This window comes from Streptomyces griseorubiginosus, assembly GCF_017614965.1.
In the GTDB taxonomy this organism is placed as follows: Bacteria; Actinomycetota; Actinomycetes; order Streptomycetales; family Streptomycetaceae; genus Streptomyces; species Streptomyces griseorubiginosus_B.
Genome location: NZ_WVUG01000199.1, coordinates 1 through 16366, shown reverse-complemented (window position 1 = coordinate 16366; position 16366 = coordinate 1). Strand labels below are relative to the sequence as shown.

The 16366-nt window shown below is 63.7% G+C and carries 16 protein-coding genes; 5 read left to right on the top strand and 11 right to left on the bottom strand.

The genetic code is table 11. From position 1 onward, the window contains the following. Window positions 1–41: 41 nt before the first annotated feature. From GRC12_RS29770 to GRC12_RS29760, 3 genes are all read right to left on the bottom strand, one after another. The gene (locus GRC12_RS29770; RefSeq protein WP_308286668.1) at window positions 42–581 is read right to left on the bottom strand and encodes a DUF6879 family protein; all 540 of its coding nucleotides are present in this window, start codon (window positions 579–581) and stop codon (window positions 42–44) included. Window positions 582–617: 36 nt separating this feature from the next. Then, window positions 618–1001, bottom strand: a complete 384-nt coding sequence (locus GRC12_RS29765) for a hypothetical protein (protein WP_244373954.1) — start codon at window positions 999–1001, stop codon at window positions 618–620. A gap of 103 nt (window positions 1002–1104) precedes the next feature. Continuing rightward, the gene (locus GRC12_RS29760; RefSeq protein WP_208782606.1) at window positions 1105–1542 is read right to left on the bottom strand and encodes a hypothetical protein; all 438 of its coding nucleotides are present in this window, start codon (window positions 1540–1542) and stop codon (window positions 1105–1107) included. Window positions 1543–2329: 787 nt separating this feature from the next. On the opposite strand from GRC12_RS29760, the gene GRC12_RS29755 reads away from it, so the two are divergent. The 3 genes from GRC12_RS29755 to GRC12_RS29745 are packed head-to-tail and all read left to right on the top strand — an operon-like array spanning window position 2330 to window position 3970. Next, entirely contained in the window at window positions 2330–2587 is a 258-nt protein-coding gene (locus GRC12_RS29755; protein ID WP_208782604.1) for a hypothetical protein, read from the top strand. Further along, window positions 2562–3095 (top strand): DUF6879 family protein, encoded by a 534-nt coding sequence (locus GRC12_RS29750; RefSeq protein ID WP_208782602.1) that lies wholly within the window; start codon window positions 2562–2564, stop codon window positions 3093–3095. Before GRC12_RS29755 ends, GRC12_RS29750 begins: the two co-directional genes overlap by 26 nt. A gap of 23 nt (window positions 3096–3118) precedes the next feature. After that, entirely contained in the window at window positions 3119–3970 is an 852-nt protein-coding gene (locus GRC12_RS29745; RefSeq protein ID WP_208782600.1) for a helix-turn-helix domain-containing protein, read from the top strand. A gap of 480 nt (window positions 3971–4450) precedes the next feature. On the opposite strand, the gene GRC12_RS29740 is transcribed toward GRC12_RS29745, so the two are convergent. Together GRC12_RS29740 and GRC12_RS29735 are read right to left on the bottom strand one after the other, a co-directional pair. Then, complete coding sequence (locus GRC12_RS29740) at window positions 4451–4651, bottom strand: DUF397 domain-containing protein (protein WP_208782598.1); 201 nt, start codon at window positions 4649–4651, stop codon at window positions 4451–4453. Then, entirely contained in the window at window positions 4652–5497 is an 846-nt protein-coding gene (locus tag GRC12_RS29735) for a helix-turn-helix domain-containing protein (protein WP_208782596.1), read from the bottom strand. 218 nt (window positions 5498–5715) lie between these two features. On the opposite strand from GRC12_RS29735, the gene GRC12_RS29730 reads away from it, so the two are divergent. Further along, window positions 5716–6348 (top strand): ATP-binding protein, encoded by a 633-nt coding sequence (locus GRC12_RS29730; RefSeq protein WP_208782594.1) that lies wholly within the window; start codon window positions 5716–5718, stop codon window positions 6346–6348. An 8-nt stretch (window positions 6349–6356) separates the two neighbouring features. Here the strand turns inward: GRC12_RS29730 and GRC12_RS29725 are convergent, their stop codons facing one another. After that, a complete protein-coding gene (locus GRC12_RS29725) occupies window positions 6357–7094 on the bottom strand; it encodes an HNH endonuclease (protein WP_208782592.1) in 738 nt (245 codons plus the stop codon). Window positions 7095–7255: 161 nt separating this feature from the next. On the opposite strand from GRC12_RS29725, the gene GRC12_RS29720 reads away from it, so the two are divergent. After that, window positions 7256–8476 carry a DNA cytosine methyltransferase gene (locus tag GRC12_RS29720; RefSeq protein ID WP_208782589.1) on the top strand — a complete coding sequence of 407 codons (1221 nt, stop codon included), beginning with the start codon at window positions 7256–7258 and terminating at the stop codon, window positions 8474–8476. Here GRC12_RS29720 and GRC12_RS29715 read toward each other — a convergent pair whose 3' ends face one another. The 5 genes from GRC12_RS29715 to GRC12_RS29695 form a co-directional block, all read right to left on the bottom strand. Further along, entirely contained in the window at window positions 8477–8950 is a 474-nt protein-coding gene (locus GRC12_RS29715) for a very short patch repair endonuclease (protein ID WP_208782587.1), read from the bottom strand. A 38-nt stretch (window positions 8951–8988) separates the two neighbouring features. Next, window positions 8989–10008 carry a NaeI family type II restriction endonuclease gene (locus tag GRC12_RS29710; protein WP_208782585.1) on the bottom strand — a complete coding sequence of 340 codons (1020 nt, stop codon included), beginning with the start codon at window positions 10006–10008 and terminating at the stop codon, window positions 8989–8991. Between the two features lie 60 nt (window positions 10009–10068). Continuing rightward, the gene (locus GRC12_RS29705; RefSeq protein WP_208782583.1) at window positions 10069–13074 is read right to left on the bottom strand and encodes a Z1 domain-containing protein; all 3006 of its coding nucleotides are present in this window, start codon (window positions 13072–13074) and stop codon (window positions 10069–10071) included. A 62-nt stretch (window positions 13075–13136) separates the two neighbouring features. Then, window positions 13137–14690, bottom strand: coding sequence for an ATP-binding protein (locus GRC12_RS29700; RefSeq protein ID WP_208782580.1), 1554 nt, complete (start codon window positions 14688–14690; stop codon window positions 13137–13139). Between the two features lie 550 nt (window positions 14691–15240). Continuing rightward, complete coding sequence (locus tag GRC12_RS29695; RefSeq protein WP_208782578.1) at window positions 15241–16251, bottom strand: SEC-C domain-containing protein; 1011 nt, start codon at window positions 16249–16251, stop codon at window positions 15241–15243. Between the last annotated feature and the right edge of the window lie 115 nt (window positions 16252–16366).

Below are 16366 nucleotides of genomic sequence, written 5' to 3'. Positions count from 1 at the left end.
GTGGTGCATTGGGGGCGGTGGGGGAGGCATGGCTGACTGCCTTACGCGTGACAGCCGCGGAAAGGTACGGAACTCCTCAACGCGAGGTCGCGCCATGCGAGGTACATGCCGATGTCCGGATCGCGGATCAGCTCCCTGTTGATCTCTGTGCCGTCGGAACGGTAGTTGAGATGCACGACGACCTTCTCGTCGAACATCCAGAAGTCCTGGGCGGGAAGCCCAGGGTCGGGGCGATCGGTCAGGTCCAGGATCCGGTAGTCCTCCCCGGCCAGGACGTTTCCGGGGATGCCCCAGGCGAAGAGGAAACGGCTGTACGCCGTGAGCGGCTGACGAACCACCTTGGCGCGCGTCATCGTCCGTCCCCGTCCAATCTGCCTCCTGACAGTCGCATGCCAGTCTTCGTTGAACATGTCCGGCATCGGCTCTCCGGCCAGGAAGGAACGTAAGGCCTTCGCCTCGCGGGGCAGCGTGTACGTCTGGTGCACCTCAAGCCGGAAGGCGGAGGACGTGAAGTCCCGAAAGTGTGCTTTCCAGTTGTCCCCCGCCAGATAGACGGGCTGCTCAGTGTCGGCGTTGGACACGTGGGTCTCCTTGAAGAATGACCTTGTGGGCGTTGGTCATGGCGTTGTTCTGTTTCCGTGGCAGTCAGTCCTCGCCAGAGAGATCCGGCCGGTCATCAGGACGTCGTGGTTCGCGAACGGCGTGTCGAGGGCGACGCTACGGCGGATGTACGCCGTCCATGTGGCGTTCCGCAGGTCGGTGTACGCGGCTACCATCCGGGCCCTGCTCGCCTGGGTGAGGATCCAACGAGCTTGGTCCCCCTCGGCGTTACGTCCGCCGAGATCCACTGCCATTCGCCACAGCTCGTCACCGTCGCCGTGTTCGTCGACGACGGAGACGAGCCCGATGTCGCCCAGACCTCGCTGGTCACTGGACTGGGTCGTATAGGCGATAGTGAGGTTCTCGAGGGGGAAGACGGTCACGCGGCTTGTGGCGGTCATTTCGGGCAGGGGCACAGGGAGAGGGTCCGTTCCGGCGCGAGCAAAGCGGGCGGGCTGAGCGCGGGGCACGGCCCGCCCATGGGAAGGGTTCTGCGGGAACGGATCAGCAGCAGGGGCCGTCGCCGCAGCAGGCAGGCGGATTGCACTCGGCGGCCGTCCCCCACAGTTGCTCGTCGACCTTGAAACCGGCGGTCCGGAGCTTCCCGACGACGTCCGTCATCAGGCTGGGCGTGCGGGTCTTGCTGTTCGGCCGGTGGTGCAGGAAGTAACCGAACTGCTCCTGACACCAGTTGGCGTACCAGTCGGTGTGAAGGATCAGGGTGTGCCAGCCGGGATCGACCTGGACGGAGGGAGCCATGCTTGCGCCCGCCCCGGTGGAGCCCATCACGTGGACCAGGGCGAGGGCCTGGTCGACTACGCGGTCGGCGGTGGCGCGGTCGAGGGCGTACTCGTCGGCACAGAAAGCGGCGAGCATGTCGAAGTCGGTCTGGGGGACGAGGGAGCGGCCGGTGCGTGCGGGGGTGGTAGCAGTGGTCATCATCGCCTTGTCTGTCTTGGATGTACGGGTACGTTGTGTGGATCTCGGGAGCCCGTCAGACCAGCGAGTCCTCAGCAACTCGGCGACGGCTCGCTTCCACGAGTTCACGGACAGCGTGCGGCGGGCACAGATCGCCGTCGTAGCGGGGCGGCACGACCCAGTAGGTGCCGGGCGGCTCTAGGCGGTCGATGCGCGGGACACCGAGGTAGGTGCCTTCTCCTAGGAATGGAGCATCGGGGGTCTGTTCGAACTGCGCGCGCACGGCCCCGCCCCCGTGGGTGAGGGCGTAATACGTAGACCCAGCAGCGCGGTGATCGTGGATCACCGGCCCCTGTAAGCGATCGGCCAAAGCCGCGGCCACGTGAAGGGGCTCCTCGCAGCCGACTGCGGCCCGCACGAAGCCACCACAGAGGCGAATCGCTGCGAATCTATCGCCCAGCGGAAGTAGCGCTACGCCTGGGCTCGACCACTCCATCTGGGCCTGCTGTGGCACGGGATGAGTTCTCGCCAGCCACTCTGCGATAAGCCCGTTGAGCACGTGAGTCTCCATCCTCCTTGGCCCCCAAGGAGAGTTGGCGCCGAACCACGCGTGATCTCCGGGGCAGCAGGTGCGGCAACAGCTGCCGCAGGCCACGACGTTATGGGGGCCCGACACGACACGGCCAGCGCTGTGCACGGATGTGCGTGTGAGCTTTTGAAAAGTACTGGGACCAGTTTGTGCTCTTGACGGGGACCTTGCTGGCCGGGAGTTTGGTGCACATCAGCGCACGCCTCGATGCGGAGGGCAGCCATGCATCTGCAGTTCATCGGGATCGATCCCGAGACCGGTAAAAACGGGTCACCAACAGCGTGGGTGGACCTGGACAGTGCCGACATCGTGATCCAGGGCTACACGGCCGACGAGGAGACGCGGGACCAGTGCGTGCAGAACACTGCCCCCGGGCACACGAAGGGCATTCCCCCGCATGAGACGGTGATCCGCATCCCCGCGCGACTGGTGCCGATCCTGAGGGAGGCCTGCGATGCCGCAGAACGTACCCAGCTTTGACGAGCTCTTGGAGGCCGCACGTCACTCCGCGGTACACCTCGAAATGCGCGATCAGTACGCCGTGGGCGATGAGGTGGAAGACTTCAACGACTGGCTCCGTACCGGCCGACGGGACGCGGATCCTGCCTCTGAATACTGGGCGCCCTGGGTGGACATGATCTCCCGTGCGCTCGACCGTGGGGTCACTGTGCGACGCGCTCGTGTGATCTCCGAACCGGTGACCGACTACATCAGGTACGAGCACGCCGGTACCGTCGTCAATGTGCATGCTGGCGAGCAGGTGCGTTGGTTGCCCCGCTATCGCGCAGCCGACTTGCTGCTTCCCGGCGCCGACCTGTGGATCTTCGACGGGGTACAGCTGCTGTTCAATCACTTCACCGGTACCGGCGAGTGGGCAGACCCACCCATGGAGCTGCGCACCGAGCCGAGCGTCGTCAAGCAGTGCTCAGACGCATTTGAAGCGGTCTGGGAGCGTGCCATCCCGCACGACCAGTACGAGATCCACTGAGAGAAAGCACCACTGGCCAGCTCATGCCCATATCCCCGTCCTCCTCAGCACAGACCGCGCGCGAGAACGTGGCGCGGCAGCTACGCGATCTGAGGAAAAACGCCGGCCTCACGGTCACTGAGCTGGCCACCCATTGCGGCTGGCACCACGCTAAGACCTCACGCATCGAGAATGCCCGGACACCGCCGTCGCCGACGGACATTCGCCTGTGGTGCCGCGCAACGGGCACTCCTGACCGGGTCCCGGACCTGATTGCAGCGTCCCAACACGCCGAGTCTCTCTACAGAGAGTGGCGGCAGCGCGTGCGTTCGGGGCTGCAGAAGCTTCAGGAGAGCTACGTCGAGCTCTACCGGTCGACGCGCCTTCTGCGTACGTACTCGCCAGTCCTGGTGCCTGGACTGCTGCAGACCGAGGGATATGCACGCGCGCTACTGAGCACTAACGCCCGACTCCTGGACGTTCCTGACGATGCTGCTGAGGCGGCCACGGCACGCCTTCAGCGCTCTCAGGTGATCCACGAGCCCGGGCACCGTTTCGTGTTCGTCATCGAAGAGGCCGTGCTCTATTACCAGCTTGGTCACGCTGACGCGATGGCCGCGCAGCTGGGTTACCTGCTGACCGCCGGGGCACTCCCTCAGGTCTCCTTCGGCATCATCCCCATGCAGACACGCGAGCGGGTGTTGTGGCCGCAGGAGACGTTCGACGTGCACGATGACACGCTCGTATCCGTCGAGCTGATCTCCGCCGAAGTGAACGTCACGCAGCCCTCCGAGATCGCCTTGTACATCAAGGCTTTCGAGCAACTGCGCAGCATGGCGGTGTACGGGGCTGAGGCGCGCCGCCTGATCGTGAAGGCTGTAGAAGCGCTGCAGTAACCCACCTGGCCTGACGGCAGGGAACGCTCTGCGAGCGAAGGGATCTCAGGCCGGGAGCACGTGCCCTCCGGGTCGCGAGCAGGCATGCCGTCCCATGCCACTGATGCCGTCGCTATCGGCGAAGGTAAGGGCCTGTCGGCCGCCGCCGTGCAGCGGCCCGAATTGTCGCCATTTCAATGCGTCGCGCGTCAGGGGAGGAATGCGCCTGCCGGGGCTTCCGAGGCACGACAACCGCAATCGCAACGGCCATGAGCGCCACACATGCAGTTACCAATGCTACGAACACCGTTGCTCCCTGTAGACGTCCCAGACCGTCGCCGCGGCGGCCCTGGCTCAACTCGTTGATGACTGCTTGATCGACTGTACGCACCGGGCGGTCGAACGTGAAGGGGACCTCTCGCAGCAAAGTCCCGTGGCTGCCCTCAAGTCCCTGGACGTACGCAGGCGCATAGCGCCTCGGGAATTGTCTTTTCGCCCCTATCAGTCATGACACTCTCCAATCAGGAAGCGTGTCCATGCTTCGGCGGAGATGACGATATGGGCGTAGCCAGGACGCTTCGAGTCTCGGACTAGCACACTGGACGCGACGAACGCGGCCTCAACGCACTCCGTCGCGTTGCCGCCACTGTATGACGACTTGAACCAGGCTCGCTCGGTGGCGGGTTGAGGACGAACCGACATTTACAGCTCCTTGCGTGCACGGTGGATCATGGCGGAGGAAGCTTCCATGTCCAACGCTTGTGCGCGCAGGTACTCGAACGCAAGTCTGTAACGCTCCAGTTCCTCATCCTTCTCCAGGAAGAGGGAGCCCGTGTGGAAGTCGACGTACACGACGTCGAGTGCCTGCTCGGTGCCGCCGATGACGACGAAGCTTCCGAGTGCGGCAGCATGAGCTCCCTTGGAGAAGGGAAGCACCTGAAGCGTTATGTGACGTGACTCGTTCGCTTCGAGTAGTCGGTCGAGCTGTTCTTTCATCGTCTCTGGCGACCCGACCACGCGACGGATCACGGACTCGTCCAGGATCGCCCACAGCTGCAACGGCTTCGGGCGGGTGAGGATCTCCTGACGCTTCATCCGGATGTCGACCAGCCGCTCGATTTCGTCCGGCCCCAGGGGCACCTCGTTGGCCTTCTGCAACGCAGTGCTGTACGCCCGCGTTTGCAGGAGCCCAGGAACGTAGACACAGGAGAAGTGGCTTTCACGTACGGCCTCGTTCTCAAGCGTGAGCAGCAGGTTCATGCTCTCGGGGATCGAGTCGGCGAAGGAACTCCACCAGCCTTGCTGTTTGGCGTCCTTGGCGAGACCCACAACAGCCCTGCGCTCGGCCTCGGTTGCCCCGTACTCCCGGCACAAAGCATCGACAACGATCCACTTGACCGGCCCTGACTGGGTCTCGTACCGGCTCACCGTGGCCTTGGAGACCCCGACGAGCTGCCCAGCCTCCTCTAGGGTCAGCCCCTTGCGGGCGCGCAACTTGCGCATCATGGCGCCGAGTTGGCGACGACGGGTTGTGGTTCGTGCGGCCATGGGGCTCCTTCGCCAATGCGCCGGGTGGCAAGCCCGATGGACACCGTCAGGCTAGACAGCGCCCGAGAGGACACACCATCGGATTCACTCGATCGATTCTCGTGAGAAGTTACACAGTGAGACTTCTCTGTGCCATTCTCATGTGCAGGTAACCACGCACCGCATCCGGACAGACACGGTGCGCAGCAAATGCGTGGTGAGGAGGGAGGAGTCGGCGCATGCCCGGCTACGAGGTCACCGAACCACGACTCCGCAGCGTCCTGCCGTTCGAGGCAGCGCCGGCAGAGGTGCGTCTCCTGCGGAGGGCGGCGGTAACGCAGCTGAATCGGTGGGGGACGCCTGTCGCTGCTGACGAAGCAGAGTTGCTCGTCACGGAGCTGGCCACGAACGTCATCAAGCATGTAGGGGAGGGGACATCAGCGACTCTGATCCTTGAATGGCGGGGTGAGCGGCTGCGTCTCGAGGTGCACGACAAGAGCCGGGCGCTGCCCTCACCTCACGTGGCCGACTGCAACGCGGAATGTGGACGTGGCCTGCATTTGCTTGCAGCGCTGGCCGCGGACTGGGGGGCGGTGCTGACCGCGGTGGGTAAGGCGGTCTGGTGTGAGATCGCGACAAGCGCCGGGCAGGGTTGCCGTCGGCTTGAGCGAGCCGCCGAAGCACTCGAGAACTACCAAGGGGCCAGGGATGGCAGTGTTGGGCGCGGCAGCAGGCGACAAGCAGGCCTTGAGGAGTCTGCTATTGAGCTGATCGCGGACTTGCTCCACTGGTCCGCAGCCCGCGGTCATGATCCCGATGACATCCTCGACCGGGCTCAGGTGCACTACGAAGCTGAAGCGGACGCGGCTTAATGGGCGGCCTACTGTGCAGACTTGCGTATCTGCTCCCGCAGCGCGGCCGGTGTACGCCAGGATTCTCCAGGACGGCTCCTGTGGCACATGCGGTGACAATTGGCGCAGACACAGGCCAGGTCGTCGAGCTTGGTCTCCCGGGGACCGGAGATAAAGAGGGGAGTGACGTGATGCACTTCGATGTAACCCTCGCCCAGATCTCCGTAGGTGTGGGAGAAGTCGAAGTCACAGACGTCACAGCGGAGTGCCCGTCCACGACTCCGAACTTGCTTGATCTTGAGAGCCCGAAGCTTGGGGTCTCGCTCGCGTGCGAGTGCCCAACGGACGAGGAGGCGTCCCTCGATTGCACTGGCACCTGTGTCATCGATCTCATCGGGCTGCACCGGGATCTTGTACAGCTCACCCGAGGCGATGCCCGCCTCGATGGCCCGGGCGGCTTGCAGCATCTCAGCTTCACGGTTTGTGAAGGCTTCGATCATGAGCAGTGTGGGCTTGCCGCATCGGGTGGGCTTGCCGGGATAGGAATTGTGGTTCGACGCGAAGTCCGAGGTCTTGCGGCTGACACTGTCCGGGGACCGGAAGTCGGGAAGGGCGAGCGCTTCAGGGCCGTGAATCGGCAGCGAGCGAAGCAACTCCGAGAGTTCCTGAACCTCAGCGTCCTTGGTCCGCAGCTCGTGCCAGCCGTTCTTCACTACCAGCGCCCCGGCCAGCAGCAGTTCGTCTTCAGTCCACGTAGGTGCCCGCATGAGCAATATCGTATGAGTGTTCGGCGCTACGGAGGGTGCGTTCAGCGAAGCGAGAGGCGTGCTGCACACTTGGGGAGGTCTCGTTGTCAGTGGGGTCTGTCACCCTCAGTGATGGTGGATTGCAAGATGTGTCTGCCGCAGTACGGCTGTAAGGAGGGGGCATGACCCACACGAAGGAACCCGAGAGCGTTCACTCGCTGGCGGTGGAACCTGAGTTCACATCAATTGAGATCTGTGCCGGCGCTGGTGGACAGGCCATCGGCCTGCATCAGGCCGGCTTTGGACACCTGGCGCTGGTCGAGATTGATCAGTACGCGGTGAAAACGCTTGAGCTGAACATCGAAGACCACGAGGTGTGGGCGTGGGAGAGAGAGCACTGCGACGTCCTGGCGGCCGACGTCAAGCAGTTCGACCCGTACCGGGATGTACGCAAGAGCGCTGACCTGCTGAAGCGGCAAGGGTTGGACCTTCTGGCTGGAGGCGTACCGTGCCCGCCCTTCTCTCACGCAGGAAAGCAACTCGGCAAGGATGACGAGCGTGACCTCTTCCCACGCATGCTGGAGCTTGTCGAGATTCTGAAGCCGCGGGCAGTCATGATCGAGAACGTCCGGGGGATCATGGACCCCAAGTTCTCGGACTACCGTGACTACATCCAGGCGAAGCTTCAGGGCGGAACATACCTGGGCGACGACGGTCAGCTTGTCCCTGAGGTGGGTCTGGGCTACACCGTCTGCAAGTGGGGCATTCTGGAAGCCAGTGACTTCGGGGTGCCGCAGCTGCGGCCCCGAGCCATCCTTGTCGCGTTCCGCAACGACGTCATCAAGGACCTCAAGTACGAGTGGCCCACGGCGACGCACGAAGATCCGGTCAGCGTCGCAGATGCGCTTGAATCGACCATGCGTCAGCGGTTCGAGCGCTACTTCGACGGGGAGCACTCGGCGGATGCGCACGCTGCTTTCGACCGGTGGCTCAAGAAGGCTCGTGAACGTGACGCAGAACTGAAAGGCAAGGGTGGTGGCATTGCTCCCACGCTTGTTGGCGGGTCGAAGAAACATGGTGGTGCAGATCTTGGGCCTAGCCGCGCGAAGGCAGCTTGGAAACAGCTTGGAGTCTCTGGCCTGGGCGTAGCCAATGACATCGACATGTGCGCCGAGAAGAAGAGCCATAAGCGCGACCTGTTCGGTGCTGACGGCCCTATGCTCACGGTGCGACAGGCGGCGATCATCCAAGGGTTCCCGATGGAGTGGGATTTCGCTGGCGGGAAGACGGCGCAGTACCGGCAGGTGGGCAACGCCTTCCCGCCGCCGGTAGCCAAGGCCGTCGGCAAGTCCATTGTGGATGTGCTGAAGGCAGCGCGGGAACGTGAGCAGAAGAAGGACTGATTAGATTCCTGGAGTTGTCTTTCGTCTTGTGATGCGACGCTTGGTGACCTCAGACGCGATGCGGTCAGCGCAGTCCTCTGAGGGCTCATGCTCCCAGAACCGGAGCACCGTCCAGCCTGCTTCCTCCAGGCGCTGGTCGGTGTCCCGGTCGCGGGCCATGTTTCGGGCAACCTTGTCAGACCAGTAGCCGGGATTGGTCTTCGGGGGGACGTAATGCTCGGGGCAGCCGTGCCAGTAGCAACCGTCGATGAAGACAGCTACTTTCGCCGGGCCGAACACCATGTCGGCAGTCCGGCGAAGGTCGGGAAGAGGCCTGGCCGCTACCCGATAACGGAGGCCCTGCGCGTGGACGAGCCGTCTGATCAGGCGCTCAGGCGTCGTGTCGCGGCTGCGGATAGCCTGCATGTTGCGTCGGCGGGCGGCTGAAGAGGCCCACGAACCGACAGGAGCTTCCCATGCCTCTCCGCTGGCCATCCTGTTCTCCTCCGGTTGCCGGGGTTCGGGCTACTCACTCAGTCTTCTTCCTCGCCAGTGACCTTGGGGAGGCGCGGCGCCGTTTCCACTGGGTCCTCTGGTGTGGCGAGCACCCAGTGTCGTCCCTCCAACTCCACCGATGGGCGGTTGCCGTGATGGGACATTGCTTCAGTTAGTCGGAAGCTTACAAACTCTCCCCGCTGTGGCACCTCTGCTCCTACCTGCTGGGCAATAGCCCGGTGCTTGCTATAGGGGCCAGCGATCACGATGCCCTCTTTGCGAAGCACCGTTCGAGCCCGGTGTTCGCCCTCCCGGATGCGCGCCATGTAATCGAGTTGTTGCGCCGCCGTACGAACCGCGCCACGTCCGATGCGGCGATTCTGAACCCGACGAAACAATTCGATGACTCGCTGCTGCCCTTTGCGTGAACCTTCAAGAAGGATTTGATTTCGCGTGGATTCTGGAAGGTGTAGAAGGACATTCTCGGGAAGCTTTTCCTCGTGCCAGATCCAAAATACTTTACTTTTGCGATATTCTGCCTTCAGTGTCAGTTTCTTGTCACGGTTGCTGCCCGTGTTGAGGAATTCTTCGCGCACTCGAAAAAGTCCGGCACTCCAGCAGCTCTTGTAGTCGTCTGCCCACACCAGGAGGCAAAGGTAGCCCATTGCCTCAGGCGGTATCATCCATCCGCCAAAATCCTGAGAGAACTTGCAGTCAACATCGACGCCAAGGATCCGGTAATCCATGGGGTGCTTGCTCTCGTCGCCGACGTCGCCGCCATCATCGAAGCGGAACTCTCGTTGCAGATTGATTTCAACAAGGGTGCCGGCGTGAGTCTTTTCAGTCTTAAAAAGCTGCTTCCATGCGAACCGCCCTGTCGCTTCACCGTTGAGTAGCTGGTCAATTGTTTCACGGAGGACGGAAGCAAATCTTTGGCCCGTTGGATCGAGAGAGCGGATATGTCCGGCGACTTCGCTAAGTTCTGGGTCCAGTTTTAGAAGTTCTTGGTTGGCGATCCAGGTGGCGGCATTTACGTCAGCTATTTCGAACGGAAGCAAAATGTGACCCCTATGAAACTTTGCGATGTCAAGCGGATGGCTTACTGGATGGGCTCGGCGTCACGCTGACGGCAAGTTACTAAGTGGAATAGTAGCGTCGTGGCGGTGCCGGGAGTCCTTCGCGCGGAACCGCACTAGACGGCGGTCCCCGCTCATGGCCGATGTCGGCGGGATCAGAGTGAAGGCCATCACGATCTTTGAAGGGTCGGCTGATCCATTGCGTACGGCGGCGCGGACGTCGCTGTGGTTGTCGCCGTCGACGACGGGATACAGAAGGATGATCCCGGTTGTGGGGCCGACTCCGGCGTTCTGATCTGGGTGGAGGGCGAGCGGCGGGGCGGCGTTGTCGATGAGACGTTGTGCGGCCGTGCGGTGTTCGACGCTGGTGATGCGCCCGAAGGACGTCTTGCCGGCCTGCCGCTTTCGGCGGACCAGGGATAGCGGGACGGACCCGAGGATGCCAGCTTCGACGCGTGTGTTCGAAGCCAGCCGCGGTGAGACGAGCAGCCAGTCGTCCACCTTGGCCAGTGAACCGTCAAGCTGCCGCAGATAGGTCAGGTGGGGGTCAAAGTACCGTGGACGCTCCCACTCAAGCTGGGACAGCACGCCCATAAGGGCCTCGTGAGTGATCAATCCGGTGAGTGCTTCGAAGGTGCGCGTCAGCGAGCTCGCGCTGTCCGGCGGATTACTGAAGGACACCGGCGTCGTGCCAAGTTTGTCCAGCAGCGGCCGCCAGCGTTCTGTGTTCCGCTTCTGAGCCGCGCTGTTGAGTGGGTACGAAGCAGGCTCGATGGGGCGCCCAGGGGACCGGACCTCCACAAGTTCCGCGTTGAACATCTTGTTCCGTGCGGACGGTCTGACCCAGGGCAGGTGCTGTGCGACCAGAGGGGGCACCTCCATGGGCGTCAGTTGGGGCTCTCCATCGACCACAACGGCATACCGGGCTAGCTGCTCTCGGAAGGTCTCCTCATCCCGGCAGACGGCTTCGTACGCCTCGTACAGATCTGCGGTCTTGTCGCGGCCGAAGGGCTCTTCCCGCCCGATGTAGAGCCTGACCAGGTCCCTGTATCCGGGCCTGAATCCGAACCAGCGTCCCATCTGCATCAGTGTGTCTGCCTGCTGCGTGGTGCGTCGATAGTAGGTGATTGTCAGCCCCTCTACGGTGAAGCCCCGTGACAGCTTTGTGCCTCCAACCAGGATCTTCCAGACATGCGGCGTCCTGTCGAAGTCGAGGTCGAGTTGATCGAAGTACCTATCACTGTCGCCATTCACGACGATGACCGGCTGGCTATTTGAACCGATGCGCCGCCGTGCCTCGCTGACGTATGGGCGCAAATCGTCGTAGGACGCGGGCGAGGGGAGATCAGATGCGCGGGCCTCGCTCACCGGGACGAAGTCTGCCGCCCACAGCGAAGCAAGGCGCTCATGGCCGGCCGAGGAGCTGTATCCCGCCTGGTGCCACATGGAGTTGATGCGCAACGCGAGGTCGGCGTGGTCGTCCTTGCGTACGGACTGATGCACAAGCATCGTGTGGTGCCGGAACGGGGCTTCTGGCAAGCCATGAGCGGCCCGGTAGAGCTTGAGGGCACCCGTCAGAACGAACGCGTCCATCGCTTCCTGGAGGCGGTCGCCGCTCGATTCGTAGATGCCCCGGACGTGTGCTCTCTCCTGCGAGTTGGCGAATGTCCGCTCGCCGTCCGCGACTGGAGAGTCCAGATCGTGGAAGTCCTGAGCACCCATGTATCCGGTCGGGCGGGGGAGCGAGATCAGGAAGTCACTTGGGAAGACGTCCTCGTCATCACCGGGGTCAACAAAAACATTGGCAAACGGAGTTGCCGTATACCCCACGTACTGCGCCCGCGGAAGCAGCTTCAACAGCTGCGAGATCAGTCCGTTGATTGCGGTGCGCTCGGTGGTACCGGCCTCCCACTTCTTCGGATCCAGGGTGTTCACGGAAGCCTGGTCGGATTCGTCGTCGATGATCAGGGCAGGCAGTTCGCCGAGGAGGCCGTGGATCTGCTTGAGGTCCTTGACGAGTTTGGTGAGGACGGACTTGTTCTTCTTCACCACGAGCACTCGCGCTGCTGCGTGATGGAGGTTAGCCGGGTCGTAGAGGGGGCGGGTCGGTTCGCGCTTTTCGAACTCCAGGGCGCGGATGCCCTGGGCGAGACTCTTGTAGTCCTTGTCCCGAGTCGTCAGGCGTTCGATATCGAACGCGCCCAGCGTGGAAGGGCGCCCGCCGTGCTGGACGAAGTCGGGCCAGTCGGCGTCGTCGTCGCTGACATAGTCGACGCCTACGAGGGTGTCCAGGTCGTTGATGTCGGCGCCTCGCAGGATGTTCTCCTGGCCGATCAATTCCATGTCGAGGCGGCGCTGGGTCTGTGCCCGCAGGAGGTTGAGAGTACCGCTGAGCACAATGACGAGGCGGTAGCCCGCGTCGATTGATTTGGCAGTGACTCCCGTGAAGTTCGCCGTCTTGCCGGACTGGACGTATCCCACGACCAGACCCTTTGCCTGCCGTGCTGCGGACTGTTCCGGGTCAGTGAGGCGTTCGACGACCGCGCGGCTAGCCTCGTCCAGGCTGGCTATCGCCGCGTTAGACCAGCCCTTGTCGCGGAGCTTCTCCTCGTACGATTTCCAGTAGAAGGACCGGGCAGCCGTGCGCTCCGGGGTGTACCAGCGGGTGAACTCGCGAGTGATCACGGTAGGACCGGGGAGCTTCGCGACGGGAACGGCGTGGTCCAGAGCCTTCCGAAGGTCACTACCGAATCGGAGTCGGTCATAGATGACAGCCCGTCGTTCGTCAGTGCGGGCGGGGGCGCCAAGCGCCCACTGAGGTTCTTCCGCGAAGTCCCACGCGGTGAGATGTCGGCTCCAGAGGGCTGTGAGGGCCTCATCTGCGCCGACCAGGCACGCGTGGAAGCGCTCTTCGCTGAGGTCGGCGTCCGGGTAGTCCTCGTCGGCCGCCAGCGCAGCCCAGCGTTCGAAATGTTTGGGACTGTGGGCCATGCCTGCCAAAGCAGAAGCGTGGATGTCCAGGAGAACGTTGGCTGGGGTGTAGCTCATCTGCGGGCCTCAATCAGCAGTCAGTGGGCGAACGGGCGAGCTAGGGCTAGGGCCTACGGCGGTCACGAGAAAGTCTGCTTGCGCCGGGCTCGCTGTGCTTCTGCAGAAGCCAGAAGGATGGTGTTCCAGTAGTCCACGCGGTCCTGACGGCTTCGCTCCCAGCGTCCGAGCCCGAAGCAGTCTTCAAGAAGCAGGTACAGCAGGGTTTTTATGACCGGAGCGTCATTCGCGCCGCCGCGTCTGCCGTCGTTGAAGGCCTCGCGGAACTCCTTGTTGAGGATGACAGCGTTCGTTTCGCGATCCAGGTCGAAGAAGCGCTCACGAGGAAGTGCTGCCCAAGTGAATGAAATCGGTTCCTCGCCCCCCTTTTCCGGCAGTTCCTCCTTAATGACCCGCTTCACCTTCGGATCGATCCCCTTGCCGGGAGGGGTGACCGGCTTACGGACAATCTCCGTGCGCCTCGAACCATCCCGATAGGCGGCCTCGGCGTCACCGAGATACTGGTAGAAGGTACTGCCGTCGGAACCCACCGCCTTGTCCACGCCGATAGTGAAGGCTGGGGTTACCGTGACCCTTTCCTTCTTCACATCGAGGCTCAGGACGTTGTTCTCGTGCGCGGGCAGATCGACGGCCACCCGGGCCAGCACGAGGTGTCCTTCGGGGTTGCGCAAACCGTTCCAGCCTCCTGCCTGGACGAGGCGGTTGTTCCGGTAGAAGTAGAAGCCTTGGCGCTCCGCTAGGGCACCGATCTGCCGGAAGCCAGCCTGCTTGGACTTGGCCGGCCAGATGTGGGCCGTCAGGCGTATGTCGCCGATGCCCTCAACGGGTGCAGCGAACTGCTTCGGATAGCCCTTCCTCCCGGGCACCTTGTATCCGAAGGGGTCCAGCGGCTCCACGGCGATGTGGTCCACCTCTTCGCCGAGTTCGTTCGCGCTGCTGCTCACGTCCCATACGGCGATGTCCAGTTGGAGGCCCTGCTGCAGGAAGCGATGCAAATACAGGCCGAGGTGGGTCTCCAGGCGAGCGATCGCCTGCGACAAGTACTGGTCGCCCTGTCCGGGTGTCACCGTTTCGAAGGCCCGCACATGGTCCCACCGTACGACGGTGCCCTGCCACTCGATGATGCCGTCGTACCGGTCGACAAGATCCTGTGCGTATAGGGGGTCTACGGTGTCACACCGGAAGCCGTCCTCTATCCCCTCTGCGGTGAGGCGGCGGCCTGCGGCACGGCTGCGCTTTGTGCGGCTGACCACAGTGAGGGACGAAGCATGCGAGAGCGATGCTGCCTTCAGTCCGGTGCCGTACATGCCGAGGGCACAGTCGCCGTAGGTGCGGCGTCTTCCCACCGTCATCGCATCGTCCAGTCCGGACTCGTCCATTCCTCTGCCGTTGTCAATGATCAGTAGGGTCAGGATTCGCACGGCGTCGCGCAGGAAGTGCACGACAACCTTGTCCGCGCCTGCGTCAATCGAGTTGTCGATCAGGTCCGCAACGGCGACCTCAAAGCCGTAGCCCTGGTTTGTGAGTGCTCTGCCGTAGCCAGCGTCCGGCGGCAGATGCGTGCTGCCGGACGTTGGGACCTCGTACTGCCAGACGCTGCCGGGCTCGTAGGGCATCGGTTCCTCAAATGCACAGGTCAGGGCCACTCCGAAGACGTTGCCCTTCAGCTCAGACGGTAAATGTGACCGTACTGCAAAGGTGGGACATAGGAGGAGGTAGAAGGTTGAAGATGGTCGATAAGTGCCTTATGTGTGCCGCATTTGAGGTACAGGGCGACATCCCATGCCTCTGTACTCAAGCCCCCTCATCCGGCTGGAAGGTTCGGGGGCCGCGGGCTACTACGGAGCGGACATCATCACCTACGGCTAGCGCGCGAGGAGTTGAGGATGGCGCAGGACGCGGCGGAAGGATGCACCGATGAACGACACAATCAGAGGAGTGCGGACCTTCCCCGTCGTTTTGGTCGTGGGAGGGATGTGCGCGTGTGTCGCGGGGATCGTTACCGGCGACACCGTGCCGATCGTCCTCGGTGCGATCGCCGTGGGCTGTGGAGTGGTCCTGGCGGTCTTCGTCCTCCTGGCCCATCGGAAGACTCGTTCCTGACACGGTGATCCGTACACCGACGCCCCGCCCGTCCACGAGATGGGCGGAGCGTCGGGATGTCGGTCAGGCTCCGTGGCACCCCTCGTACGGCTGCCCCGAGCCGCACCAACACGCCGCCCCCCGCTGTGGCGGCCATTCCACCGCGCGGCCCCGGGCCGCAAGGGTCGTCGCGTACTGGGGGAGGAGTTCCGGGTCGGCGGGGGATGTCGCCTCTGAGGCTGCGAAGGCCTCGTAGGAGGGGACCGTGCCCGTGACGATGCCGAGGTTCGGGGTGCCGGAGGCGGACAGCTCTCGCAGCGACGCCTCTATCGTCGTCAGGTGCTCCTCGTGGGAGGGGTACTCCGTGGTCAGGGTCGGGTACGCGTCCAGGAGTTCCGCCAGTTCGGCCTTCGGCCAGTGCAGGACGGCCACGGGGAAGGGGCGGGACAGGGCCTCGCGGTAGGTGCCCAGTTCCGCGCGCAGGCGGGAGATCTCCGCCTCCAGTTCCGCCGGGTTGTCCGAGCCGAGGGACCAGACGCGCTTGGGGTCGTGGAGTTCGTCCAGGGAGACCGAGGAGGAGTGGAGGGTGTCGGCCAGGCGGTCCCAGTCGTCGTGGGGGACGCCGAGCATACGGCGGACCCGGTGGCGGCCGAACAACAAGGGGTGCGTGGAGTACGGGGGCTCCGATACGTCGGTCAGGAGCAGGCGCGCTCCCTCCGTGAACGTCTCCTGGGCCGCCTCCAGCTCGTCGTGGGCCTCCAGGGCCTCCGCGACGATCACCCAGGGGGCCGGGTCCCGGGGGGCCGCCGCGCGGACGCCGGTGATGATGGCGCGGGCCTCGGCCTCGTGGCCGTACTCCCACAGGTTGGAGGCCTTCAGGGCCCGTACCAGGTAGGGGTGCTCCAGGCCCGTCGGGGAGGAGAGCAGGCTGTCGTAGAGCGCGGTCGCGGCCGGGCGGTCGCCGGCGAGTTCCAGGTGGGCCGCGGCCTGCAGGAGCAGGGCTTCGGCGTCCTCGGGGTACAGGCCGGCGGTCCGCTCCAGGCGTGCCGCTTCGGCGGTGTGGTCGACGTTCTCGGCAGGCGTGTCGGGGCGCATGGACGACACCGTACTGCCGATGACCTACGGAGGCGGAGGGAGGCGGGGGAGGAGATGGTGAGATGTGCGCAGGTCGGTCGGCCAGTGAGCGGCGGTGCGGGGCGGGGCATTTCGG